This is a genomic window from Variovorax sp. AC103, assembly GCF_979254005.1.
On sequence record NZ_CEEDFC010000004.1, the window covers coordinates 284,310 to 306,202 of the forward strand.

At 68.1% G+C, this 21,893-nt stretch carries 23 protein-coding genes; 15 read left to right on the forward strand and 8 right to left on the reverse strand.

What is annotated here, in order from left to right; translation table 11 throughout:
• Positions 1 to 21 precede the first annotated feature (21 nt).
• The 5 genes from AC0IYU_RS08020 to AC0IYU_RS08040 are packed head-to-tail and all read left to right on the forward strand — an operon-like array spanning position 22 to position 4,059.
• Positions 22 to 1,116: a branched-chain amino acid ABC transporter permease gene (locus AC0IYU_RS08020; protein WP_472114955.1), complete on the forward strand. Its 1,095-nt coding sequence runs from the start codon at positions 22 to 24 to the stop codon at positions 1,114 to 1,116.
• Positions 1,113 to 1,838 carry an ABC transporter ATP-binding protein gene (locus AC0IYU_RS08025; RefSeq protein ID WP_472114958.1) on the forward strand — a complete coding sequence of 242 codons (726 nt, stop codon included), beginning with the start codon at positions 1,113 to 1,115 and terminating at the stop codon, positions 1,836 to 1,838. Before AC0IYU_RS08020 ends, AC0IYU_RS08025 begins: the two co-directional genes overlap by 4 nt.
• Positions 1,828 to 2,538 (forward strand): ABC transporter ATP-binding protein, encoded by a 711-nt coding sequence (locus AC0IYU_RS08030; RefSeq protein WP_472114961.1) that lies wholly within the window; start codon positions 1,828 to 1,830, stop codon positions 2,536 to 2,538. Before AC0IYU_RS08025 ends, AC0IYU_RS08030 begins: the two co-directional genes overlap by 11 nt.
• An 11-nt stretch (positions 2,539 to 2,549) precedes the next feature.
• The gene (locus AC0IYU_RS08035) at positions 2,550 to 3,539 is read left to right on the forward strand and encodes an acetamidase/formamidase family protein (protein WP_472114964.1); all 990 of its coding nucleotides are present in this window, start codon (positions 2,550 to 2,552) and stop codon (positions 3,537 to 3,539) included.
• 28 nt (positions 3,540 to 3,567) lie between these two features.
• Positions 3,568 to 4,059: a GAF domain-containing protein gene (locus tag AC0IYU_RS08040; RefSeq protein WP_472114967.1), complete on the forward strand. Its 492-nt coding sequence runs from the start codon at positions 3,568 to 3,570 to the stop codon at positions 4,057 to 4,059.
• On the opposite strand, the gene moeA is transcribed toward AC0IYU_RS08040, so the two are convergent.
• From moeA to AC0IYU_RS08065, 5 genes are all read right to left on the reverse strand, one after another.
• Positions 4,056 to 5,375, reverse strand: coding sequence for a molybdopterin molybdotransferase MoeA (moeA, locus tag AC0IYU_RS08045; protein ID WP_472114970.1), 1,320 nt, complete (start codon positions 5,373 to 5,375; stop codon positions 4,056 to 4,058). The genes AC0IYU_RS08040 and moeA overlap by 4 nt on opposite strands.
• On the reverse strand, positions 5,372 to 6,019 hold the full coding sequence (gene mobA / locus AC0IYU_RS08050) for a molybdenum cofactor guanylyltransferase MobA (RefSeq protein WP_472115233.1): 648 nt from the start codon (positions 6,017 to 6,019) through the stop codon (positions 5,372 to 5,374). Before mobA ends, moeA begins: the two co-directional genes overlap by 4 nt.
• 14 nt (positions 6,020 to 6,033) lie before the next feature.
• Positions 6,034 to 7,188: a GTP 3',8-cyclase MoaA gene (moaA, locus tag AC0IYU_RS08055; RefSeq protein ID WP_472114973.1), complete on the reverse strand. Its 1,155-nt coding sequence runs from the start codon at positions 7,186 to 7,188 to the stop codon at positions 6,034 to 6,036.
• Positions 7,189 to 7,245: 57 nt separating this feature from the next.
• Positions 7,246 to 8,529: a serine hydrolase domain-containing protein gene (locus tag AC0IYU_RS08060; protein ID WP_472114976.1), complete on the reverse strand. Its 1,284-nt coding sequence runs from the start codon at positions 8,527 to 8,529 to the stop codon at positions 7,246 to 7,248.
• 81 nt (positions 8,530 to 8,610) lie between these two features.
• The gene (locus AC0IYU_RS08065) at positions 8,611 to 9,312 is read right to left on the reverse strand and encodes a hypothetical protein (RefSeq protein WP_472114979.1); all 702 of its coding nucleotides are present in this window, start codon (positions 9,310 to 9,312) and stop codon (positions 8,611 to 8,613) included.
• A 192-nt stretch (positions 9,313 to 9,504) separates the two neighbouring features.
• Here AC0IYU_RS08065 and AC0IYU_RS08070 point away from each other — a divergent pair, with 192 nt between their 5' ends.
• Both AC0IYU_RS08070 and AC0IYU_RS08075 read left to right on the forward strand, forming a co-directional pair.
• A complete protein-coding gene (locus AC0IYU_RS08070) occupies positions 9,505 to 10,140 on the forward strand; it encodes a superoxide dismutase (RefSeq protein ID WP_472114982.1) in 636 nt (211 codons plus the stop codon).
• An 11-nt stretch (positions 10,141 to 10,151) separates the two neighbouring features.
• Positions 10,152 to 11,072 carry a ZIP family metal transporter gene (locus AC0IYU_RS08075; RefSeq protein ID WP_472114984.1) on the forward strand — a complete coding sequence of 307 codons (921 nt, stop codon included), beginning with the start codon at positions 10,152 to 10,154 and terminating at the stop codon, positions 11,070 to 11,072.
• A gap of 113 nt (positions 11,073 to 11,185) precedes the next feature.
• Here the strand turns inward: AC0IYU_RS08075 and AC0IYU_RS08080 are convergent, their stop codons facing one another.
• Positions 11,186 to 12,619 carry an aldehyde dehydrogenase family protein gene (locus AC0IYU_RS08080; protein ID WP_472114987.1) on the reverse strand — a complete coding sequence of 478 codons (1,434 nt, stop codon included), beginning with the start codon at positions 12,617 to 12,619 and terminating at the stop codon, positions 11,186 to 11,188.
• Positions 12,620 to 12,699: 80 nt separating this feature from the next.
• Entirely contained in the window at positions 12,700 to 13,263 is a 564-nt protein-coding gene (locus AC0IYU_RS08085) for a peroxiredoxin (protein ID WP_472114989.1), read from the reverse strand.
• A 131-nt stretch (positions 13,264 to 13,394) separates the two neighbouring features.
• Here AC0IYU_RS08085 and AC0IYU_RS08090 point away from each other — a divergent pair, with 131 nt between their 5' ends.
• The 8 genes from AC0IYU_RS08090 (at position 13,395) to AC0IYU_RS08125 (ending at position 20,951) form a co-directional block, all read left to right on the forward strand.
• On the forward strand, positions 13,395 to 14,969 hold the full coding sequence (locus AC0IYU_RS08090) for a phospholipase D-like domain-containing protein (RefSeq protein WP_472114993.1): 1,575 nt from the start codon (positions 13,395 to 13,397) through the stop codon (positions 14,967 to 14,969).
• Between the two features lie 9 nt (positions 14,970 to 14,978).
• The gene (locus AC0IYU_RS08095) at positions 14,979 to 15,755 is read left to right on the forward strand and encodes a sterol desaturase family protein (protein ID WP_472114996.1); all 777 of its coding nucleotides are present in this window, start codon (positions 14,979 to 14,981) and stop codon (positions 15,753 to 15,755) included.
• Positions 15,733 to 16,677 (forward strand): fatty acid desaturase, encoded by a 945-nt coding sequence (locus AC0IYU_RS08100; protein ID WP_472114999.1) that lies wholly within the window; start codon positions 15,733 to 15,735, stop codon positions 16,675 to 16,677. Before AC0IYU_RS08095 ends, AC0IYU_RS08100 begins: the two co-directional genes overlap by 23 nt.
• Before the next feature lie 4 nt (positions 16,678 to 16,681).
• A complete protein-coding gene (locus tag AC0IYU_RS08105) occupies positions 16,682 to 18,598 on the forward strand; it encodes an iron-containing redox enzyme family protein (protein ID WP_472115002.1) in 1,917 nt (638 codons plus the stop codon).
• Positions 18,582 to 19,502, forward strand: coding sequence for a DUF6999 family protein (locus AC0IYU_RS08110; protein WP_472115005.1), 921 nt, complete (start codon positions 18,582 to 18,584; stop codon positions 19,500 to 19,502). The genes AC0IYU_RS08105 and AC0IYU_RS08110 overlap by 17 nt, the downstream gene beginning before the upstream one ends.
• A 26-nt stretch (positions 19,503 to 19,528) precedes the next feature.
• On the forward strand, positions 19,529 to 19,891 hold the full coding sequence (locus AC0IYU_RS08115; RefSeq protein WP_472115007.1) for a hypothetical protein: 363 nt from the start codon (positions 19,529 to 19,531) through the stop codon (positions 19,889 to 19,891).
• On the forward strand, positions 19,878 to 20,108 hold the full coding sequence (locus tag AC0IYU_RS08120; RefSeq protein WP_116907419.1) for a hypothetical protein: 231 nt from the start codon (positions 19,878 to 19,880) through the stop codon (positions 20,106 to 20,108). The genes AC0IYU_RS08115 and AC0IYU_RS08120 overlap by 14 nt, the downstream gene beginning before the upstream one ends.
• Positions 20,109 to 20,363: 255 nt before the next feature.
• Positions 20,364 to 20,951, forward strand: a complete 588-nt coding sequence (locus AC0IYU_RS08125; RefSeq protein ID WP_472115010.1) for a hypothetical protein — start codon at positions 20,364 to 20,366, stop codon at positions 20,949 to 20,951.
• 21 nt (positions 20,952 to 20,972) lie between these two features.
• Here AC0IYU_RS08125 and AC0IYU_RS08130 read toward each other — a convergent pair whose 3' ends face one another.
• Positions 20,973 to 21,818: a metal-dependent hydrolase gene (locus AC0IYU_RS08130; protein ID WP_472115013.1), complete on the reverse strand. Its 846-nt coding sequence runs from the start codon at positions 21,816 to 21,818 to the stop codon at positions 20,973 to 20,975.
• Positions 21,819 to 21,893 lie beyond the last annotated feature (75 nt).

A 21,893-nucleotide genomic window follows, 5' to 3' on the forward strand; every position in this document is an offset into this window, starting at 1 on the left:
GAATCGACGGAGTCACCTTTCATGTTCCAACTCATCAACGGCCCGCAGACGCTAGGCACCACGCGCGTCTTCTGGCTTCCCTTCCTGGCGGTGCTCGCCGCGGTGCTGCTGTACCCGGTGGTCGCCGACGCCTACGACGTGGGCAACATGGCCTACCTGCTCACCTGGGTCTTCATGGCCATGGGCCTGTGCCTGGTGTGGGGCTACGGCGGCATGCTGTCTTTCGGGCAGACGCTGTTCTTCGGCATCGCGGGCTACGGCTACGGCGTGCTCGCCATCAACCTGGGCGGCGAGGCGGGCACCACCTTCCTGGCGCTGCTGGGTGCCTTGGTGCTCGCGGCGCTGGCCGCGGCGGTGCTGGGGTATTTCATGATCTGGGGGCGCGTGGGCGGCGTGTTCTTTGGCATCGTCACGCTGTCGGCCACGCTGGTGCTGGCCTTCTTCCTGGGGCAGACGGCGGGCCCCGAATGGCACATCGGCAGCGCGCGGCTCAACGGCTTCAACGGCATGAAGGACATGGCGCCGCTGAACCTGCCGCTGCCGGGCGGCGAAACGCTGTACTTCGACGGCATGCCGCTCTACTACCTGGTGGTGGGGCTCATCGTGGTGGTGTACATCGGGCTGCGCATGCTGCTGAACTCACGCTTCGGCCATGTGGTGGTCGCGGTGCGCGAAGACCCGCAGCGCGCCGAGCTGCTGGGCTACGACGTGCGCAAGTACCAGCTGGCGACCTTCGTCATCGGCTCGGCGCTGGCGGGCCTTAGCGGCGTGCTCTACACCTCGTGGGGCCAGTTCATCACGCCCGCGAGCATCGGGCTGCCGGCTGCGGCCATGCCGATCGTGTGGGTGGCGTTCTCGGGGCGCGGGGACATCACGGCCACGCTGGTCGGCTCGTTCCTGGTGCTGTGGGCGTTCCAGACCATCACGGTCTACAGCCAGCAGGCCGCGCTGCTGCTGATGGGCGCGATGCTGCTGTGCACGGTGATGGTGGCGCCGCAGGGCTTCGTCATCGGCGTGGTGCAGGCGGTGCGGCGCGTGTTCGCCAGGCGCGGCGGCAGCGCCGTGAAGGAGCGTTCGGTGCACAGCGTGCCCGACGCACAGGAGGTGCGCGCATGACCCCCTTGTTGCAAACCCGCTCGCTGACCAAGCACTTCGGCGGGCATGCGGCCGTGTCCGAGGTGGACCTGTCGGTGACGCAGGGCGAGATTCATTGCCTCATCGGCCCCAACGGCGCGGGCAAGAGCACGCTGTTCAAGCTGATCGTGGGCACGCACGAGGCCACCTCGGGCCACATCGCCTTCCAGGGCGCGGACGTGACGCGCCAGCGCCCGTTCCAGCGCGTGCAGCAGGGCATGAGCATCAAGATGCAGGCGCCCAGCGTGTTCAAGGAACTGCCGGTGCGGCAGAACATCCACATCGCGCTGCAGCACCACGTGGCGGGCCGCGCGGAACTCACGCGCGAGGAAGACCGGCTGCTGGCGCTGCTCGACCTCGCCGCCGACGCGAAGAAGCTCGCGGGCGAGCTGGCGCACGGCCAGCAGCAGTGGCTGGAGATCGGCATGGCGCTGGCGCTCAAGCCCGTGCTGCTGCTGATGGACGAGCCCACCGCGGGCCTGTCGCCCGAGGAAACCTTCAAGACCGGCGAGCTGATCCAGAAGCTCAACGCCGAGGGCATGACGGTGCTGGTGGTGGAGCACGACATGGCGTTCATCCGCCAGATCGCGCAGCGCGTGACGGTGCTGCATTTCGGCAAGGTGTTTGCCGAAGGCTCCATCGGCGAAGTCATCGCCGATCCGCGCGTGGCCGAGATCTACCTGGGGAAGACCCATGAGCACTGAAATTGTTCTGGACGTGAAGGGCCTGCATGCGAGCTACGGCGCCACGCCGATCCTGCAGGGCGTGGACCTCACGGTGCGCAAGGGCGAGATCGTGAGCCTCATCGGGCGCAACGGCGTGGGCAAGACCACCACCATGCGCTGCCTGATGGGCCTGCTGCGCACGCGCGGCGGCAGCGTGCAACTGCGCGGGCAGGAAATATCGGCGCTGCCGGGCGATGCGCGCGCGCGCCTGGGCATCGGCTACGTGCCGCAAGGCCGCGACGTGTTCGCGCGCATGACGGTGGCGGAGAACCTGATGGTGGGCGAGCTGGTCGGCGGGCCCCAGGGCAAGAAGCTGCCCGACCTGGTCTACCAGTACTTTCCCAAGCTCGCGGAGCGCCGCAACCAGCTGGCCGGCACCATGTCGGGCGGCGAGCAGCAGCAGCTCGCCATCGGCCGCGCGCTGGTGGGCAACCCGGCGCTGATGCTGCTCGACGAGCCGTCCGAAGGCATCCAGCCTTCCATCGTGCAGCTGATCTGCGACGTGCTGCGCGCCATCCGGCGCGACCTGGGCACGACGATTCTGTTCGTGGAACAGAACCTCGACACGATCCTGGACGTCGGCGAACGCGCCTACGTGATGGAGAAGGGCCGCGTGGTGGGCCGCATCGAAGCGGGCCACATGAACGCGCAGACCGTGCGCAACCACCTGATGATCTGAAGGACAACCCCATGAGCTGGCTCGACCAATCGATCATGCACACGCGCGGCATCGGCCGCGAACGCAGCATCGTCACGCATGAACTCACCGAGGCGAAGCAGGGCACCTTCCACTTCACCATCGGCCCGTATTCCAGCCCCGTGATGACGGTGAAGCCCGGCGACCGCATCGTGGTGGAGACGCGCGACGCCTTCGACGGCAAGATAGTGACCGAGCAGGACCTGCCCTCGAAGGTGCTGACCATGCCCTTCGTGAACCCGCAGAACGGGCCGATCATGGTCGAGGGGGCCGAGCCCGGCGACACCCTCGCCGTGCACATCGAGTCGATGGCGCCGCGCGGGCCCAACCCGCGCGGCACCTGCTGCATGATCCCGTCGTTCGGCGCGCTGAGCGGCACCGCCTTCACCGCGCTGCTGAACGAGCCGCTGCCCGAGATCACCCGCAAGATCGACGTGGACGAGGAGGGCGTGTACTGGAGCAAGCGCGTCACGCTGCCCTACAGGCCGCACATCGGCACGCTGAGCTGTTCGCCCGAGCTCGACTCCATCAACAGCCTCACGCCCGACCAGCACGGCGGCAACATGGACCTGCCCGACATGGGCCCGGGCAGCATCACCTACCTGCCGGTGCGCACCGCGGGCGCGCGCCTGTTCATCGGCGACGCGCACGCCTGCCAGGGCGACGGCGAGGTCTGCGGCACGGCGGTGGAGTACCCGAGCCTCACGACCATCCGCGTGGACCTCGTCAAGGGCTGGAGCCTCGAATGGCCGCGGCTGGAGACCGCCGAGATGATCATGGCCATCGGCAGCGCCCGGCCGCTGGAAGACGCGACCCGCATCGCCTACAAGGAGCTGGTGCTCTGGATGGAGGCCGAATACGGCTACGACCGCTGGGACGCCTACATGATGCTGAGCCAGTGCGGCAAGGTGCGGCTGGGCAACTTCGTCGACCCGAAGTACACCGTGGGGGCCGGCATTTCGAAGACGTACCTGGCGTTTTGAGTACTTTCGGGGGCCTGATAATCACGGGATGACTGAAACCTCACGTTTGGCTGAACTGCGCCGCGTGGCCATCCTCGACACCAGCGAAGAGGCCGCCTACAACGAAATCACCCGCCTTGCCGCGCAGATGTGCGGAACGCCCATTGCGCTGATCTCGCTGGTCGACGACCGGCGGCAGTGGTTCAAGTCGCGGGTGGGGCTGGAGGCGGCGGAAACGCCCCGGGCGCATGCGTTCTGCGCGCATGCGATCCAGACGCCCGGCGAGGTGATGGTGGTCAACGACGCCCTGGCGGACCAGCGCTTCAAGTCGAACCCGCTGGTCACCGGCGACCCGAGCATCCGCTTCTATGCGGGCGCGCCCCTGGTGACGAGCAACGGCGAAGCGCTGGGCACGGTGTGCGTGATCGACACCAAGCCGCGCGAGATCAGCCTCGAAGCCCTGGAGCAACTGCGCTTCCTGGCGCAGCAGGTGGTCACGAAGCTAGAGGAACGGGCGCGCGACAACGACGCTTCGGCCTAGATCGCCCCGTCGAACATCATCACGTCGACCTCGTCGCCCGGCGCGACGTTGCCCTGGGCGTGGTGAAGCACCACGAGCCCGTTGGCCTCTAGCATCGAGCTCAGCACGCCGGAGCCCTGGTTGGCGGCCACCGTCACCTCGGGCAAGGCCCCGTTCACCGACGTGACGAAGCCGCGCTGGTACTCGGTGCGTCCGGGCTTCTTGCGGATCGGGCCCGTGCTGCGCGCGTGCAGCAAGGGCGGCGGGGCGCAGGCGGTTGCGTGGCAGCCCATCAGGCGCAGCAGGGCCGGGCGCACGAAGGCCAGGAAGGTCACCATCACGGCCACCGGATTGCCCGGCAGGCCGAACAGCAAGGCCGGCTGCGTCGAGGCGTCGGGCCCGTCCCGTGGAATGAGCCCCACGGCCAACGGCCGGCCGGGGCGCATGGCCACCCGCCAGAAGGCCATGTCGCCCAGCTGCTGCATCACGTCGCGCGTGTGGTCGGCAGCGCCCGCGCTGACGCCGCCGCTGGTGACGATGGCATCGGCCTCGCGCGCCGCGCGCTTCAACGTGGCCGCCAGCGTGGCCGGGTCGTCGCGCACCAGGCCGAGGTCGATCACCTCGCAGCCCAGCTTCGCGAGCAGGCCGAACACCGTGTAGCGGTTGCTGTCGTACACCGCGCCTTCGCGCGGCGCCTCGCCCAGGCTCAGGATTTCGTCGCCGGTCGAGAAGTACGCGACCCGCAGCCGTCGCAGCGCGCTCACGCCGGGCAGGCCCAGGCTCGCGACCATGCCCAGCGCGGCCGGCGACAGGCGCTCGCCCCGGCGCAGCGCGGGCTGGCCCTGCATCAGGTCTTCGCCGGCAAAGCGGCGGTTGTCGCCGCGGCGCACCACATGCGCCGGAAAGCGCACCTGGTCGCCCTCGACGTTGCAGAACTCCTGCGGAATCACGGTGTCGAGCCCGGCCGGCATCATCGCGCCGGTCATGATGCGCACCGCGTCGCCCGCGCCCAGCGCGCCCCGCCAGGCCGCGCCGGCCAGCGCCGTGCCCACGACGCGCACGGTGACAGAGGCGTCGCTGGGCGCGTTTTCCCGCAGCAAGGCGCCGTCGAAGGCATAGCCGTCCATGGCGGAGTTGTCGTGCGGCGGCACACTGATGGGCGAGACGATGTCCTCGGCCAGCACGCGGCCCAGCGCATCGAAGAGCGCCACGCTTTCGCGCTCGGTAACGACGCACGGCGCGGTGAGTCGCGCAAGAAAGGCATGCACTGCTTCGACGCTCAGGTCGGCGGCGTCGTAGCCCGGCAGGGCGGCGGCGATGTCTGCGATGCGGCTCATCGGTTCTCGAGCGCGTGCAGCTCGATCAGGGTGTTGACGTTGAAGAAGGCCTCGGGCGCGTCGCCGGGGCGGTCGAAGGGCACGCGCACCGTGCGGTGCTGCGCGGTCCAGGCGTGGACCTTGCGGCCGCCGGCTTCGGTGTAGCGGCGCAGGCTGTGGTGCAGGTCGGCGCGCAGCAGGCAGAACACGGGTTGGGGGCGCAGCGCGGCGGCGGTATCGCCCTCGGCGGTTTCGGGGGCGGCAACCATGGCGATCTCGGCATCTTCGGCCGCTGCCGCCGCTGCTTCAGCCAGCCGGGCTGCCAGGTCGAGCGGAAACAGCGGGGTGTCGCAGGGCACGGTCAGCAGCCAGGGCGTGGTGCAGTGTTCGAGGCCGCTCAGGAAGCCGGCGAGCGGCCCCGGGTAGTCGGCCAGGCTGTCGGGCCACACTGGTGCGCCGAAGGCTTCGTAGGCGGCCCGGTTGCGGTTGGCATTGACCATGAGCGCACCGACCTGTGGGCGCAGGCGTCGTATCGCATGCAGCGCCAGCGGCTCGCCTCGGAAGAGCTGCAGGCCCTTGTCGACGCCGCCCATGCGCGAGCCGCGTCCACCGGCCAGCAGCAAGCCCGTGATGTCGGCAGGCGCGATGGCGGGCTGCGCGTGCATGGCCACGGCCGGCCTCATCCGCCGATGTAGCTCATCTCGACGCGGCGCGGGGCCTTGTCGCCCGCACTGCCGCTGTGCTCGTCCTCCGGTCCGCGCAGGGCGCGCAACTCGGAATAGCGGTCGGCGCGGCCCTGCCAGATGTGGCCGATGGCGGAAGACAGGTCGTCGTCGCTCGCGGTGCCGCGCAGCAGCGGTCGCAGGTCGTGGCCCGCGCTGGCGAACAGGCACAGGTACAGCTTGCCTTCGGTCGACAGGCGCGCGCGGCTGCAGTCGTGGCAGAAGGCCTGGGTCACGCTGCTGATGACGCCGATTTCGCCGCCGCCGTCCGCGTAGGCCCAGCGCTGGGCCGTTTCGCCAGGCGTGGAGGCCTCCAGCGGCACCAGCGGGAACTCGGCATGGATGCGCGCGATGACGTCGGCCGAGGGCAGCACCTCGTCCATGCGCCAGCCGTTGGTGGCGCCCACGTCCATGTATTCGATGAAGCGCAGCACCACCTTGCCGCCGTGGTGCTGGCGAAAGTAGCGCGCCATCGGCAATATCTCTTGCTCGTTGGTGCCGCGCTTGACCACCATGTTGACCTTGATGGGCCCCAGGCCCGCGGCCAGCGCCGCGTCGATGCCGGCCAGCACGTCGGCCACCGGAAAGTCGACGTCGTTCATGTGGCGGAACACGGCGTCGTCCAGGCTGTCGAGGCTCACCGTCACGCGCTGCAGGCCCGCGGCCCGCAATGCGGCGGCCTTGCGCTGCAGCAGCGATCCGTTGGTGGTGAGCGTGAGCGCCAGCGGCTCGCCGCCCGGCGTGCGGATGCCGGCGAGCTGTTCGATCAGCCCTTCGATGTTCTTGCGCAGCAGGGGCTCGCCGCCGGTGAGGCGGATCTTGCGCACGCCGTGGCCTGCGAACAGGCGGGCCAGCCGCGTCATTTCCTCGAAGCTCAGCAGCGCGCTGTGCGGCAGGTACTTGTAGTCCTTGTCGAACACGTCCTTGGGCATGCAGTAGCTGCAGCGGAAGTTGCAGCGGTCGGTCACGCTGATGCGCAGGTCGGTCAGGGGCCGGCCCAGGCGGTCGAGCAACTGGCCGGTGGCAGGCAGGGTCAGCTCCGGCACGGCCACGGCGGGTTGCGCGTGGCCGACGGCGGAAATGGGAATGACGGTGCTGCTGCTGTTCTTCATGGCGTCGAGGGGAGAGGGCGATTTTGCGCCATCGCCCATGAGCCCACTCCGCGCAGGCTACTTGAGCACTGCCGCATAGACCATGTTGCGCGCAAGGCTGCGGTAGTGCGTGCGGTACTTGGGCGACTGCAGCATGAGCACCACGAACATCTCGTTCCTGGGATCGACCCACATGTAGGTGCCGCCCGCGCCGCCCCAGTTGTATTCGCCGCCGGCCGCCGGATAGGGCGCCTCGCCGTCGTTGCGGCGCACCGCGAAACCCAGGCCGAAGCCGTAGCCCGGGCCCGGCAGGTACAGCGGACCGGGCACGATGCCGGCGCCCGCGTTGGCATGGTCGGAGGTCATCAGCGCCAGGGTGCGCGGACCGAGGTAGCGCTTGCCGTCGAGCGAGCCGCCGTTCAGCAGCATCTGCAGGAAGCGCGCGTAGTCGTTCGCCGTCGACACCAGCCCGCCGCCGCCCGACTCGTACTTGCGCACGATGCGCGGGTCGTTGAAGTCGGCCCCCACGCCGAAGCTGCGGTCGCTGGGCAACGGCTCGGCAATGCGCGGCTGGCGCGCCGCCTCCGGCACGTAGTAGCTGGTGTCCTTCATGCCCAGCGGGTCGAGCAGGCGGGTTTTCTCGAACTGGTAGAGCGACTGGCCCGACACCACCTCGATCACGCGCCCCAGGATGTCGGTCGACTGGCTGTACTCCCAGGTCGTGCCGGGCTGGTAGGCCAGCGGCAGCCTGGCCAGGCGCTGGGAAAACTCGGCCAGCGTCGGGTCGCCGGCGCCCAGGCCGGCGGCGTTGTAGGCCTGCTTGACCAGACCCGGGCCGAAGAAGCCGTAGGTCAGGCCCGAGGTGTGGCGCATCAGGTCCTGGACGGTGATCGGGCGGCGCGCGGGCACGGTGTCGAGCACCGGCTTGCCGTCGGGGCCGGGCTTCTCGACGCCCACCGTCATGCTGGCGAACTCCGGCAGGTAGGTGGCGACGGGGTCGTCCAGCTTCAGGCGGCCGTCTTCCACCAGCATCATCGCGGCGACCGTGGTGATGGGCTTGCTCATCGAGTAGATGCGGAAGATGCCGTCGCGCGGCATCGGCGCGCCCGTGGCCGCGTCGAGCTTGCCCACCGGCTCGAACCAGGCCACCTTGCCCTGGCGCGCCACCAGCAGCACCGCGCCAGGGATCTTGCCGGCGGCCACGTCGGCCTTGAGCACGTCGCTGAGCATCTGCAGGCGCTCGCTCGACAGGCCGACCTGCTCGGGCGTGGCGGTGGGCAGCGCCTGCGCGGCGGCCAGCAGCGGAATGGCCAGGCCGAGGCCCAGCACGGCGGTGCACAGGGTGCGTTTCAGGAATCTCATGGATTTGTCTCCGTCTTGTTGTGGTGAATTCAAAACCGGCACGACGGTCTTGGCCGCCGTCTGTTGCGTGTCCGCCCGGTGCTATCCGCGGCAGAGCTTCAGGTTGGTGCGGGCTGCGCGGACCACGGGCAGGATGTCCTCGGCGTCCGCCGGTGGATAGTTTTCCTTCACGCCCTCGTCGGTGCGCGCGGCATCTTCGGCCAGCGGTTCGAGCGTCTTGAGGCAGCCCGCGCGGTCGCCGAGCCGGAACTGCGTGATCGCCAGGTCGTTGCGCACGCGGCCCCTGGTGATCCAGTCGAGCGTCTTGTCGCAGTCGCCGAGCACCGGTGCGAGGGTGGTCCGGGCGGCGGCGTAGTCCTTGGCGTCGTACTGGCGCTTGAAGGTCTTGCGGGTCGCGGCCACGGCCTTGGTGGTGCAGGCGGGGGCCGGCATGGTGTACGTGCCTTCGAACGAGGCGCGCGCCCCGCAGCTCTGGCGGCAGTCCTCGGAGCCGTTGCTGGTGACCTCGACCACGCGGCCCTTGACGGTGAAATTCACCACGCACGCGGTGTCGTCGATCTTCGACTTGCCCCGCACGATGGTGCCGTCGAGTGCGCACAGGTGGGCGTTCGGGCCAATGGTGTTGAGGTCGAAGCGCCCGCTGGGCTTGACGTTCAGCGAGCCGGCGCCGCCTTCGTAGATGTACTCGCCGGCGGGTGGATTGGCGGGCTGGGCGCCCGCAATGCCGGTGCCCAGCAGCAACAGGAACGCGGGTACGAGGGACAAGATGCGATGCAATTTCATCGGTGCGAAGCCTTTGGTGGGGACGCGTGGCAGTGTATCGATGCCCTCGCCGGGTGTGCGGTGTTGGCTTGTTTGAGGCATCGCCTGTTTCGATGTCTTGACGCGGCCAATGAGAATTCCTATCATTTGGCTGCCTGAGTACGCACCAAGTCGACAACGCAAAGGGCTCTTCCAACCCAGGAGCTCCAGCCCGTGCCGTACACCTTGCCAGCCTTGCCCTATGCCTTCGATGCGCTCGAACCGCACATCGACGCGCAGACCATGGAAATCCACCATGGCAAGCACCACCAGACCTATGTGAACAACCTCGATGCGGCGTTGAAAGACACGCCGCACGCGGGCACGCCGGTCGAGCAGCTGATCGCCGGTGTCGAGGATCTGCCCGAGGCGCTGCGCGCACCGGTGCGCAACAACGGCGGCGGCCACGCCAACCACAGCCTGTTCTGGTTGGTGATGGCGCCGGTCGGGCAGGGCGGCGGCGGTGCCCCCACGGGAGCGCTGGCCCAGGCCATCGACACCGACCTGGGCGGCCTCGACGCGTTCAAGGACGCCTTCACCAAGGCCGCCCTCACGCGCTTCGGCAGCGGCTGGGCCTGGCTGTCGGTGGGCGCGGGCGGCAAGCTCGCCGTGGAAAGCAGCGGCAACCAGGACAGCCCGCTGATGCGGGGCATCGGCTCGGGCAACACGCCCATCCTGGGGTTGGACGTGTGGGAGCACGCCTATTACCTCAAGTACCAGAACCGCCGCCCCGAGTACATCGCGGCCTTCTACAACGTGGTGAACTGGGCCGAGGTGGCCCGGCGCCACGCCGCCGCGACCGCTGGCTGAGGAGCGGGCCCATGAACGAACCGCTGCACGCCACGGTGGCCGGCGCACAGCCGAAGCCGGCACGTCCGATGCGCGAATGGATCGGCCTGGCCATCGTCGCGGCAGGTGTGCTGGTGGCGGTGTCGCAGTTCTGGCAGTTCGTGCGCGCCGATCCGTTGGTGTGGAGCGCACTGGTGGGCGGCTGCGTCGCCGCGCTGGCGACGGCGCTGGGCACGTTGCCGGTGCTGTTCTCGCAGAAGCTGCCCGACCGTTTGCAGGACACGCTGTTCGGCTTCGGCGCCGGCGTGATGCTCGCGGCCAGCGCCTTCTCGCTGATCATTCCGGGGCTGCAGGCCGCGAAGCAGGTGGGCGTGTTCGGCGGCGGCAGTTGGGCGGCGGGCGGGGTGATCGGCTCGGCCATCCTGCTGGGCGGCGCGGTGCTGATGCTGATGGACCGCGTGCTGCCGCACGAGCACTTCATCAAGGGCCGCGAAGGCCAGAGCGCGAAACAGCTGCGTCGCACCTGGCTCTTCGTGTTCGCCATTGCGCTGCACAACGTGCCCGAGGGCCTGGCGATCGGCGTGGGCTATGCGGCCGACAACGGCCTGCGCGCTGACGCGCTGGCGACCGGCATCGCGATCCAGGACGTGCCCGAAGGCCTGGTCGTCGCGGTGGCGCTGCTGGCCGCGGGCTACAGCCGCGTGTTCGCGGTGCTGATCGGCATGGCCTCGGGCCTGGTGGAGCCGCTGGGCGCCGTGCTGGGCGCGGCCGTGGTGGGGCACTCGGCGATGCTGCTGCCATGGGGGCTGGGCTTTGCGGCCGGCGCGATGCTGTTCGTGATCAGCCACGAGATCATTCCCGAGTCGCACCGCAAGGGGCACGAAGCCTTCGCCACCAGCGGGCTGATGATCGGCTTCGTGCTGATGATGCTGCTGGACACCGCGTTGGGGTAGGGGGCCTTCGTGGGACACCGCGGAACCGGCTTTGCCGGGCCGCAGGTGTCGCCCCCGGCGAGGGGGTTGGCGAAGCGACACGAAGTGCGCGCAGCCTGGGGGAGCGCCAGGTCCTAACCGTGCTTGACGGCGACGGTCTTCAGCGTCGTGAAGCCGTAGAGCGCCTCGAAGCCCTTCTCGCGGCCGTAGCCCGAGGACTTCACGCCGCCAAAGGGCAGTTCCACGCCGCCGCCCGCGCCGTAGTTGTTGATGAACACCTGGCCGCTGCGCACGCGCTTGGCCATGCGGAACTGGCGCGAGCCGTCGGCGGTCCACACGCCGGCCACCAGGCCGAACTGCGTGGCGTTGGCAAGCGCCACCGCCTCGTCTTCGTCGGTGAAGGACATGGCGGCCAGCACCGGGCCGAACACCTCTTCCTGCGCCAGGCGATGGCCCACGGGCACGTCGCGCAGCAGGGTGGGGGCCTGGTAGAAGCCCGTTTCTGGCGCTTCCTCGACCACGACGCCCTGCGCCACCATCGGAATGCCGGCATGTTGGGCATCACTCAGGAAATCCCACACGCGCTGCTGCTGCGTCTGGCGGATCAGCGGGCCCACGTCGAGGTCCATGGCGGCGGGGCCGACGCGCAGCGCCTCGAAGGCATGGCCCAGGCGCTCGAGCAGCGGCTCGTAGATGTCGCGCTGGATCAGCACGCGCGAGCCGGCCGAGCAGGTCTGTCCCGCGTTCTGCACGATCGCGTTGATGACCACCGGGATCACCGCGTCCAGGTCGGCGTCGGCAAAGACGATCTGCGGGCTCTTGCCGCCGAGTTCGAGCGTGACCGGGCAGTGCCGCTCGGCCGCCACCTGCTGGATCAGCGTGCCGATCTTCGGGCTGCCGGTGAAGCTGATGTGGTCGATGCCCTCGTGCCGCGCGAGCGCGTCGCCCACCTCGTGGCCGTAGCCCGTCACGATGTTGAGCGCGCCGGCCGGGAACCCGACCTCGGCCGCCAGCTGCGCCACGCGGATCAGCGACAGGCAGGCGTCTTCGGCCGGCTTCACCACGCACACGTTGCCCGCGGCCAGCGCGCCGCCCACGCTGCGCCCGAAGATCTGCATCGGGTAGTTCCAGGGAATGATGTGGCCGGTGACGCCGTGCGGCTCGCGCCAGGTGAACACGCTGTAGCCGTCCTGGTAGGGAATGGTCTCGCCGTGCAGCTTGTCGCAGGCGCCGGCATAGAACTCGAAGTAGCGCACCAGCGCCACGGCGTCGGCGCGGGCCTGTTTCACGGGCTTGCCGCAGTCGCGTTGCTCGATGAGCGCGAGTTCGTCGACGTGCTCGGCGATCTTCTGCGAGAGCTTGTAGAGCAGGCGGCCGCGGTCGGCGGCGCTCACCTTGTGCCACACGCCCTCGAAGCAGTCGCGCGCGGCGCGCACGGCGGAGTCGATGTCGGCGGCGTTGCTGCGCTGGATCTCGTCGAAGGGCTGGCCGTCGGAAGGGTCGATGACCGGCAGGGTGCGGCCGGAGGAGGACGGAACGTCCGCGTTGGCGATGTAGTTGAGCTGCATGGGGCAGGATTCTGCGCGAAGCGCGCGAAATCCGTGGCCGGGCGCGACGGCAACCCCTGTGCAGCTGCTGTGTGCCGCCTCTACTTGGCGGCCGTGGCCTTCGGCAGCGCCCGCACGGCGTTCAGCGTGCGTTCCACATGCTTGTCGGGGTTCAGGTTCTGGTAGTAATAGGCGACCTTGCCGTCGGGTGCGATCACGTAGGACAGGCGGTTGGCGAAGTCGGGCCGGGTCTGCATCAGCGCGTCGAAACCGTTGATGACGGTCTTGGCTTCGTCCGACGCCACCGGAAAGCGGCTCTGGCAGGACTTGACGGAAAACTTCGACAGCGTGCCGATGTCGTCCGCCGAGACGCCGATGACAGTGGCGCCCAGGGCGGCGAACTTGTCGACGGCCTCGGCGAAGGCGTGCGCCTCGATGGAGCAGTCGGCGGAGTCGGCGGCCGGAAAAAAGTAGACCACCACCGGCCCCTTGGCGAGCGCGTCGTTCAGCGAATAGCGAAAGGTCTTGCCGCCCAGGGCGGCGTCGGCGGTGAAGCGGGGCACGGGGTCGCCTATGTCCAGCGCGGCCCAGGCGGGGAGTGCAAGGGCCGGGACAGCGGCAAAAACAGTCGTCACGGCGATGCGCGAGAGAGTCGAACGGGCCATGATGTACTCCGGTGCGGTGTGGCGGCAATTCTAGGCCGCAGCATGAACGCAGGGGCTTGCGTGAAACCGGCACTGCCCCGCGGGCGTACAGAAGACAACGGCAAAACCACAACGCAAGGGAAATCTCGATCATGAAGGCCTGGACCTCACTTCTGCGCATGGCGCTTGCAGGCGCTCTGGCCGCGGCGCTCGGCGCCTGCGGCTCCCTGCCGCCGACGCCGGAAAGGCCGGCGGAGTACTCCGCGTCCGCCGATGCGTCCACCACGCTGGCGAAGATCGTCGATGCGTCCACCCCGCCGGGCGAGCATTCGGGCTTCCGGCTGATGCCGCTGGGCGTTTACTCGCTGGACGCGCGCATCCAGCTCGCGCAGCGGGCCCAGCGCTCGCTGGTGGTGCAGTACTACCAGCTCGAGAACGACGCGGTGGGCCGCCTGCTGTTGCGCACGCTGCGCGAAGCGGCGGCACGCGGCGTGAAAGTGCGCGTGCTGGTCGACGACCTGTACACAGTCAAGAGCCAGCAACTGTTGTTGGCCCTGTCCGAAACTCCCAACGTGGAAGTGCGCCTGTTCAACCCGTTCTGCTGCGGGCGCAACGGCTTCCTGTCTCGCTTTGCGGCCTCGCCCTTCGAGATCGTGCGGCTCAACCACCGCATGCACAACAAGCTGTTCATCGCCGACGGCGTGATGGCGGTGGTGGGCGGGCGCAACATCGCCGACGAGTATTTCGTGCTGAGCGAGGCGCAGAACTTCATCGACATGGACGCGCTGGTGGTCGGCAAGGTGGTGCCGCAGCTCGAGCAGATCTTCGACGCCTACTGGAACAGCGTGCAGGTCTGGCCCATTGCCGACATCGTGGCGGGCGAGGGCGGCCACAAGCCCGGCACCGCCGACTTCGACAACTGGGTCGGCATGGCCGCGCCGCCGCCGAAGATCGTGCTGCCGCCTTCCGACATCCTTGGCTACGGCCCGATCGCCGAGGAGCTCGACGGCGGCCGCATGGGCCTGCTGTGGGGCGAGGCCCGCGCCATCGCCGACCCGCCCACCAAGCCCGCGACCATGACGGCCGACGAGGCCATCGCCACCAGCGTGACGATGAAGGTGTGGGCCCTGCTGCTGGACGCCAAGACCGAGGTCGACCTGACCTCGCCCTACCTAGTGCCGGGCGAGCGCGGCATGGCCGCCTTCGAAGACCTGGCCAAGCGCAACGTGAAGCTCACGCTGCTGACCAACTCGCTGGCCGCCAACGACGAGCCGCTGGTGCACACCGGCTATGCGCGCTACCGCCAGCGGCTGCTCGAAAGCGGCGCCGACCTGTACGAGCTGAGCCCGCAGCGCACCAGCAAGGGCGAGCGCTTCGGCATGTTCGGCAAGTCGCTCGGCCGGCTGCACGCCAAGACCGCCGCCATCGACAAGAAGCGCATCTTCATCGGCTCGATGAACCTCGACCCGCGCTCGGCCAGCCAGAACACTGAGATGGGGCTGGTGGTCGACAGCCCGCAGCTGGCGCGCGAGATGCTGCGCATCATCAACATCAGCAAGCTGCAAAACTCCTACCGGCTGCGCCTGGCCAAGGACACCGGCACGCTGCAATGGCTCACCAACGACGGCGAGAAAGAGGTCATCCTGACTTACGAGCCGGAGTCGGGTTTCTTCCAGCGCTTCTACAACATGCTCATTGCACCCATCGTTCCCGAGATGCTGTTGTAGCCTCGGGGGATGGCGCAGACTTTCTCCTCGTTGTCCGCCCCGCAGGTCATGCTGTGGGGCGTCCTTTTTTTCGGCGGCATCTATCTCGGTTTCGGCGGGCTCACCTGGCTCTTGACGAAGCGCGTGCTGCCGGCGCTGGGCATCGGGCGCGTGCTCGATCCGCGGCCGTTGCAGCCGGGGCAACTGCGGCGCGAGCTGGGGCAGTCGGGCGTGTCGGTGCTGATCTTCGGGCTGGGCATGGTGTTTCCGTGGGGCTTGCTGCAGCTGGGCTGGGCGCGGCTCGACGGCGATGCGGGCTGGCGGCAGATCGCGCTCGAAATCCTGGTGCTCGCGGTCTGGAACGACGTGCATTTCTGGGTCAACCACCGGCTGCTGCACACGCGCTGGCTGCGGCGATTTCACGGGCCGCACCACCGCTCGTTCGTGACCACGCCCTGGGCGACCTACAGCTTTCATCCCGTCGAGGCGCTGATGCTCGGCAACGTGATCCTGCTGCCGATGGTGGTGCACGACTTCAGCTTCTGGGCGCTGGCCGCGGTGCCGGTGTTCAGCCTGTTCTTCAACTGCGTCGGGCATTCGAACTACGACTTCTTCACGCGCGTGTCGTACAGCCACTGGTTCGCGGCGAGCCGCCGGCACCACCTGCACCATGCCGTGCACAACGGCAACTACGGTTTTCAGTTCACCTTCATGGACCGGCTGTTCCGCACCCGCATCGCGGCCGACGCGGCCGAGCCGCTTTTCCAGGCGTTCCACAAAAAGCATGGCGCGACCACGACCGCCTGACGCGCGCCATCGCTTGCCGAGGCTGCGCCACGGGCGGGACTGGCAGAGCCTGGCCTACCTCGTGGCCTTGCCTGCGCTGGCGGCCTGGCAGTGGCTGCACGGCTTCGACCTCGTGCTGTATGCGCTGATGCTGTTCCTCACGCTCGGCGTCGGCGTGATCCATCACAACCATGTGCACCTTCGCATGTGGCGCGGCCGGCGCATGAACCGGTTCACCGACTTCTGGATCACGCTGCTGCAGGGCCATCCGACCTTCGTGTTCTGGCCCGCGCACGTGGCCAACCACCATCGCCATCGACACGGTCCGAAGGACGTGGCGCGCACCTACCGCTTCGGCGGCGACACCAATCACCTGGGGGGTTACCTGCTGCACCCGTTCCAGGCGGTGTGGGTGCTGGTGCCGGTGTTTGTCGCGTGGCTCGCGCGGCTGAGGCTGCACCGGCGCGGCGCGTGGCGCTACTGCATGGCGCAGTACGCGCTGTGGCTGGGAAGCTGGGCGGTGCTGCTGGCGCTCGACTGGCGCCGCGCGCTGGTCTTCGTGATCGTGCCGCAACTGCACGGCCTGCACTGGCTGCTGGCGACCAACTACCTGCAGCACGCCCACGCGGACGGCCGAAAGGCATCACGCAAGGAGGCGCCCGGCGATACCCCGGGTAGCCAGCTGAACTACGCCCGCAATTTCGAGGGGCTGGTGAACCCCTTGCTGTTCAACATCGGCCTGCACACCGCACACCACGAGAACCCGCATGCCCATTGGTCCGAGCTCACGCACCTTCATCACACGCGCTACCGCGCGCAGGTCGCGCCCCTGCTCAACGAGGGCGGGCTGGTGCCGTACATGGTGCGCGTGTTCGTGCTGGGGACCGTGTGGCCGCGTTTTCGCAGCCGCCCGCTGATGCCTCCCGATTCACCCATCTCCTGAACCCATGCCCGTTTCATTCCAACGCGTCTACCTCGAGAGCGCCGGCTATTTCATGCCGGGCGAACCCATTCCCAACGACCGCATGGACGCGTACATCGCGCCGCTGAACCGCATGTCGGAGCGCATCAAGCGGCGCATCCTGGCGGAGAACGGCATCCTCACGCGGCATTACGCCATCGATGCGCAAGGCGTCACGCAGCACACCAACGCGCAACTGGCGGCCGGCGCCATTCGCGACTGCCTGCGGCGCGGCGGGGCCGAGCTGTCGCGCGTGTCGCTGCTGGCCAGCGGCTCCTCGGGCGGCGACACGCTGATGCCGGGCTTCGCCAACATGATCCAGGGCGAACTGGCGGCGCAGCCGATGGAGACGCACTCGGTGCACGGCATCTGCGCGGCGGGCGTGTCGGCGATCCAGACGGCGGCCCAGGGCATCGAGCTGGGCGCGCACCGCACGGCCATGGCGGTGGCGAGCGAGATGCCGTCGCGCCTGTTCAAGCGCTCGCGTTTCGCGGCACGCGGCTACGAAGCCGACTTCGACTCGCACTTCCTGCGCTGGATGCTCTCCGATGGCGCGGGCGCCTTGCTGCTGTCCGACGGCACGCCAGCGCTGGCCGGCGCGCCGGGGCTGCGGCTGAAGCTGAAATGGGTGCACCAGCGCGCGTTTTCAGGCGACTACCCGGTGTGCATGCAACTGGGCCTGACCGAAGACCGCGCGCGCGGTCACCTCGACTTCGGCTCCTGGGCCGAGGCCGAAGCGGCGGGCGCCTTGTCGCTGCGGCAGGACATCCGGCTGCTGCCGCACCTGTTCGACATCGGCATCCATGAATACGCGGGGCTGGTGCGCGACGGCTGGGTCGAGCCGAAGCGGGTGGATCACTTTCTTTGCCACTACTCGTCGGAAAAATTCATTCCGGTGGTCGAAGACCTGATGGCCAAGGCCGACCTGTCGATTCCGCGGGAACGCTGGTGGAGCAACCTCGCATGGCGCGGCAACACCGGCGCGGCGTCGATCCTCGTCATGCTGGCCGAGTTCCTGCACACCAGGACGTTGAAGCCGGGCGAGCAGATCTTCTGCTACGTGCCGGAGTCGGGGCGCTTCATGGCGGCCTACATGCTGCTCGAGGTGGAGGCGGTGGACGCCGCACCCGTGGCGGTGGCGCCCCGCGCGGCAGCGGTGCCCGACGACGACCTGGTGATCGCCCCCCCGCACGACCCGGCCGCCGCGCCCGAAGGCCTGGGCGCCCTGCTGACCGAGCTGGCCGCCATCTGGCACGATTACCGTTCGCGCGTGTGGCGCACGCCGCTAGTCCGGCAGATCCGCGAGCGCCGCTTCGCCGTGCCCGACTACCTGAACTGGATGGAGCAGTGGGTGCCGCAGGTGCGCGAAGGCAGCTTGTGGATGCGCGAAGGCGCAGCCTCGCTGAGAGAGCCTTACCAGATGCTGGCCTCGTTGATCGGCGTGCATGCGGGCGAGGAGCAGAACGACTTCAACATTCTCTTCAGCGACTACCGCCGGGCCGGTGGCAAGGTCGAGCGCATCGAGGACCTGCGCCGCAACCCCGGCGGCGAGGCGCTCAACGCCTACCTGCACGGCCTGGCCGCCACGCGCGACCCGATCGGGCTGCTGGGCGCGATCTACATCATCGAGGGCACGGGCCAGCGCATCGTGTCGGCGCTGCTGCCGTTGCTCAAGGCCAGCCTGAAGCTGCCGCCCGACGCCTTCCGCTTCCTCGAGTACCACGGCCACAACGACGAGCACCACCTGGGCCGCTGGCTCACCGCGGTCGAGATGGTGATGGCCGTGGAAGGGCAGGCGCGCGCCGCCCGCCAGATCACCGACACCGCGCGCCACACGGCCGCGCTGTACCTGATGCAGTTCCAGCACATCACCGAGCGAATGCCCCATGGACCGAACACCTGACTTTCTGACCCAGGCGCACGACGAGCGCGACCCCAGCCCCTGGCTGGCGCTGTACCTCGACCAGAGCACGCCGCTGCCCGACAACGTGAAGTCGGCGTGGCTGGCCGATTCGAGCTCGGGCTCGCGTCAGTACCTGCTGCCGTTTCTGCGGCCGCTGGCGCGGCTGACGATCATCCTGATCCAGGTCGTGAAGGTGTTCGTGCCGCGCAACTGGTCGCACTCGATGCTGCTGCATCGGTTTCTGGCGTGGGGGCTGAAGCGTTTCGTCTCGCCCGAGGCCAACTGGCTGATCCTGCGGCACTTTCACCTGGGCTCGCAGGTGCTGGCCTTCATCGGGCGCAATTCACCGGCGCCGGTCGGAACCCATCCGCTGGAGCCGGCCGACATCGACGCGCTGAAGGACGAGATGTTCCTGAAGCACGACCTGAACCTGTTCAACTTCGTGATCCGGCTGAACACGGCGTTGCGCGACAAGGGGCTGGCGCTGTGCAAGGCCGAGAACGTCGACTTCTCGATGATCAGGGAGCCCGGGCTGCGGCTGGAGGACATGCCCCAGGGCAAGCTCAATTTCCTCGACCTGCAAAGCGCCATCGAGCTGTTCACGCCGCTGTACCAGCTGATGCTCACGGACAACGACTTCTGGCGTGCGGCCAACTCCTTGCAACTGGATGAAACCATCGGCATCTACACCGCGACCATCCTGAATGCGCCGGAACACCTGATCCTGGTCAACAACAAGCATCCGCTGGTGCCGCTGTCGACCCTGCGGGCGGGGCACCGGCTGGTGATCCATGGGCTGTCGACCGAGATGCTCCACAGCCTGCTCCAGCGCACGCAGGCGGCGCAGAACCTGCAGCAGGCGGGGGCACCGGAGACGACCCTCTACGAGCAGCCACTTGCATAGGCGTATGCTGCCCCCAGATGGAACTCATGAACACCACCGATAATCCGTCTCCCAAGACCGATCTGGCAGTGACCCATGTACTGGCTCATCTGCTGGAAAAACTCGAGCACAGTGCCGTGCCCGTCGGCGCAGCGCAGTACCGCTCCGTTGTCGAGCACCTGGTGCACGAGTTCGAGGACGTCGAACAGGGAGCCGAACTCGGCCGACTGCTCGACGCCTTTCCGGCCGCGGCCGAGGTGTACGAAAACCTCAATTACCAGCACGCCGGGCTTTGCCGCTCGGCACTAGACGCTTCGCTGGCTGCTGAACTCAGCGCCCGTGAAGCCATTGCACGCGCCATGCGCCGTGCCGAACCGAACAGCAAGGAAAAGACGCATGGCGAAGGGTGAAGTGAAGACGGCAGTGGTGGCGGACGGCCTGCGCTACAAGACCAAGGCACCGGGTTCGCCGTTTCGTGCCTCCGCGTCGTTCAGCGGCGCGACCATGTCGTGCTTCATGTGCGGCAAGCACCGGGTGCGCTCGCAGCTGCGCACGCGCCAGGTACTGGGCAAGTCCCAGACCGTTTGCGCGCCGTCGTGCAAGGCGCTCGACGAATCCCTCGAATAGGGGGGCGTTGGAAACACGCCACTGACGGGGTCACCTGCTAGCACGTCAGGAAGACATTTAGGAGACATTCCCGTGTGCAGAAAGTCACGGATGGCTTCCACAGTGACTGCAATCGCTATACAGTTGGAAACAAATGATGCAAGTAATTGCATTTACTCCAAAGTTCTAATTTGTAGTCGATTCCAATGAATTGCAGCCACGCCATTGACTCTTCGCGCGGGACATGGGTTCCAACGCTTGCAAAGGGGTGCCGCCATGGCTAAACCGCGCCACGTCATCATGCAGGTGGTCAAGCGCTCGTCTGGCAGCGCCACGCACCATGTCGAGTTCCTGATGGACGACAACTTTGCCGAGCGCCTGCGCCAGTTGCGTTCGCTGGTTCCACCGCTGGGCAGCCTCAACAAGCAACGCGATCTGGTGATCGACAAGGTGAGGGTGCGCCTGCCCAACGCCATCTGGCGCTCTGGCAGCGAGATCGAGATGGATGGGGGCGTGGACGGCTCCTGCATCGTCATTGCCGCCGAGGGCTCGTTCAACTGCGGCGGCAAGGACCGCAAGACGCGCGAGAAGCTCGTCACCTACAACTTCGCGATCGCGCGCCTGATCGAGTTGCATGCCGAGCGCCCCGAAGGCGAAACCCTCTACATCCGCGACGGCGTGTTCGCCAACGACGAGCCGGCCGAATCGCCAGCCGGCCGTTGGGTCACGTCGATGCACGAACTGGAAGCCGTGATGCGCGTGCCGGACGCCCCGTCCGACTTCGACACGCTGCACGACCTTTCGCTGCGCCCCGAACAACCGCAGCCCGGCAACGGCGCGCCGCACCGCGCCAGCTTCTACTGAATCCTGGCTGGTCAGCCGGGGCTAGGAAGCAGCCGCGGCCGCTTCGGGCGCTGCGCCCACAGGCGTGTACTGCGCGCGGTTGTCCGCCAGCCAGCGCTCCGACAGGACACTGTCCTGCTGCGCCGGATGGAAGTCCGACCGCAGGTAGCTGCGCCAGCCCGCCACGTTGCCGCGCAGCAGCCCGTCGCGGCTCAACAGGATGCGCGCTGCGCTCTTCCACGTCGACCATTTCCACAGCTGTTTCTCGTGGCGCAGGTTGTCGACGGTCTGGCGCATCAGGTCGCCCAGGAACATCATCGTCACGCGGCGGAACCAGCGGTTGCGCCACGCGTCGGAGCCGCCCGCGGCCTTGTAGATGTCGAAGGCTACGCTCTTGTGCTCCAGCTCCTCCGCGCTGTGCCACAGCCACATGGTGCGCAGCCTGGGCTCGGCGCCCTCGAGAATCTGCGGATGGGCCAGCAGCCATTCGGCGAACATCGCCGTGAAGTGCTCGGTGGCCGCCGTGACCGCCAGCGCGTGGCGCGGATCGGCGTTCTCCATCAGCGTCAGGCGCTTGCTGGCACGCGCCGTCCAGCCGTCCACCAGCCCCTGGCTTTCGAGGTGGTTGTTGAACAGCGAATGAATGCGCCGGTGCGTGGCCTCCTGGCCGATGAAGCCGCGCACCTCGGCACGGTGCTTGTCCTGTGCCTCGGGCGGCAGCGTGGCCACGGTGTTGCGCACGGCGTCGATGAAGAACTGCTCTCCGAAGGGGAAGCTCATCGACAGGGCGTTGAAGAAAGCGGTCGAGAATGCATCGCCGCCACACCAGTTGCGGGAGAAGGGCGACTGCAGGTCGATCAGAAGACGGCGGACAACGAGTTCGGTCATGCAAAAACCTCGGAAAAAAGCCCGGAATGCGTGGGCTGGAAAGTTGGTACAGCTTCGTACCGCTTGCCTTCATGT

Coding starts and splice junctions, on each gene's coding strand:
- AC0IYU_RS08020 (WP_472114955.1), top strand. CDS start 22: ATGTTCCAACTCATCAACGGCCCGCAGACGCTAGGCACCACGCGCGTC.
- AC0IYU_RS08025 (WP_472114958.1), top strand. CDS start 1,113: ATGACCCCCTTGTTGCAAACCCGCTCGCTGACCAAGCACTTCGGCGGG.
- AC0IYU_RS08030 (WP_472114961.1), top strand. CDS start 1,828: ATGAGCACTGAAATTGTTCTGGACGTGAAGGGCCTGCATGCGAGCTAC.
- AC0IYU_RS08035 (WP_472114964.1), top strand. CDS start 2,550: ATGAGCTGGCTCGACCAATCGATCATGCACACGCGCGGCATCGGCCGC.
- AC0IYU_RS08040 (WP_472114967.1), top strand. CDS start 3,568: ATGACTGAAACCTCACGTTTGGCTGAACTGCGCCGCGTGGCCATCCTC.
- moeA (WP_472114970.1), bottom strand. CDS start 5,375: ATGAGCCGCATCGCAGACATCGCCGCCGCCCTGCCGGGCTACGACGCC.
- mobA (WP_472115233.1), bottom strand. CDS start 6,019: ATGCACGCGCAGCCCGCCATCGCGCCTGCCGACATCACGGGCTTGCTG.
- moaA (WP_472114973.1), bottom strand. CDS start 7,188: ATGAAGAACAGCAGCAGCACCGTCATTCCCATTTCCGCCGTCGGCCAC.
- AC0IYU_RS08060 (WP_472114976.1), bottom strand. CDS start 8,529: ATGAGATTCCTGAAACGCACCCTGTGCACCGCCGTGCTGGGCCTCGGC.
- AC0IYU_RS08065 (WP_472114979.1), bottom strand. CDS start 9,312: ATGAAATTGCATCGCATCTTGTCCCTCGTACCCGCGTTCCTGTTGCTG.
- AC0IYU_RS08075 (WP_472114984.1), top strand. CDS start 10,152: ATGAACGAACCGCTGCACGCCACGGTGGCCGGCGCACAGCCGAAGCCG.
- AC0IYU_RS08080 (WP_472114987.1), bottom strand. CDS start 12,619: ATGCAGCTCAACTACATCGCCAACGCGGACGTTCCGTCCTCCTCCGGC.
- AC0IYU_RS08085 (WP_472114989.1), bottom strand. CDS start 13,263: ATGGCCCGTTCGACTCTCTCGCGCATCGCCGTGACGACTGTTTTTGCC.
- AC0IYU_RS08090 (WP_472114993.1), top strand. CDS start 13,395: ATGAAGGCCTGGACCTCACTTCTGCGCATGGCGCTTGCAGGCGCTCTG.
- AC0IYU_RS08095 (WP_472114996.1), top strand. CDS start 14,979: ATGGCGCAGACTTTCTCCTCGTTGTCCGCCCCGCAGGTCATGCTGTGG.
- AC0IYU_RS08100 (WP_472114999.1), top strand. CDS start 15,733: ATGGCGCGACCACGACCGCCTGACGCGCGCCATCGCTTGCCGAGGCTG.
- AC0IYU_RS08105 (WP_472115002.1), top strand. CDS start 16,682: ATGCCCGTTTCATTCCAACGCGTCTACCTCGAGAGCGCCGGCTATTTC.
- AC0IYU_RS08110 (WP_472115005.1), top strand. CDS start 18,582: ATGGACCGAACACCTGACTTTCTGACCCAGGCGCACGACGAGCGCGAC.
- AC0IYU_RS08115 (WP_472115007.1), top strand. CDS start 19,529: ATGAACACCACCGATAATCCGTCTCCCAAGACCGATCTGGCAGTGACC.
- AC0IYU_RS08120 (WP_116907419.1), top strand. CDS start 19,878: ATGGCGAAGGGTGAAGTGAAGACGGCAGTGGTGGCGGACGGCCTGCGC.
- AC0IYU_RS08125 (WP_472115010.1), top strand. CDS start 20,364: ATGGCTAAACCGCGCCACGTCATCATGCAGGTGGTCAAGCGCTCGTCT.
- AC0IYU_RS08130 (WP_472115013.1), bottom strand. CDS start 21,818: ATGACCGAACTCGTTGTCCGCCGTCTTCTGATCGACCTGCAGTCGCCC.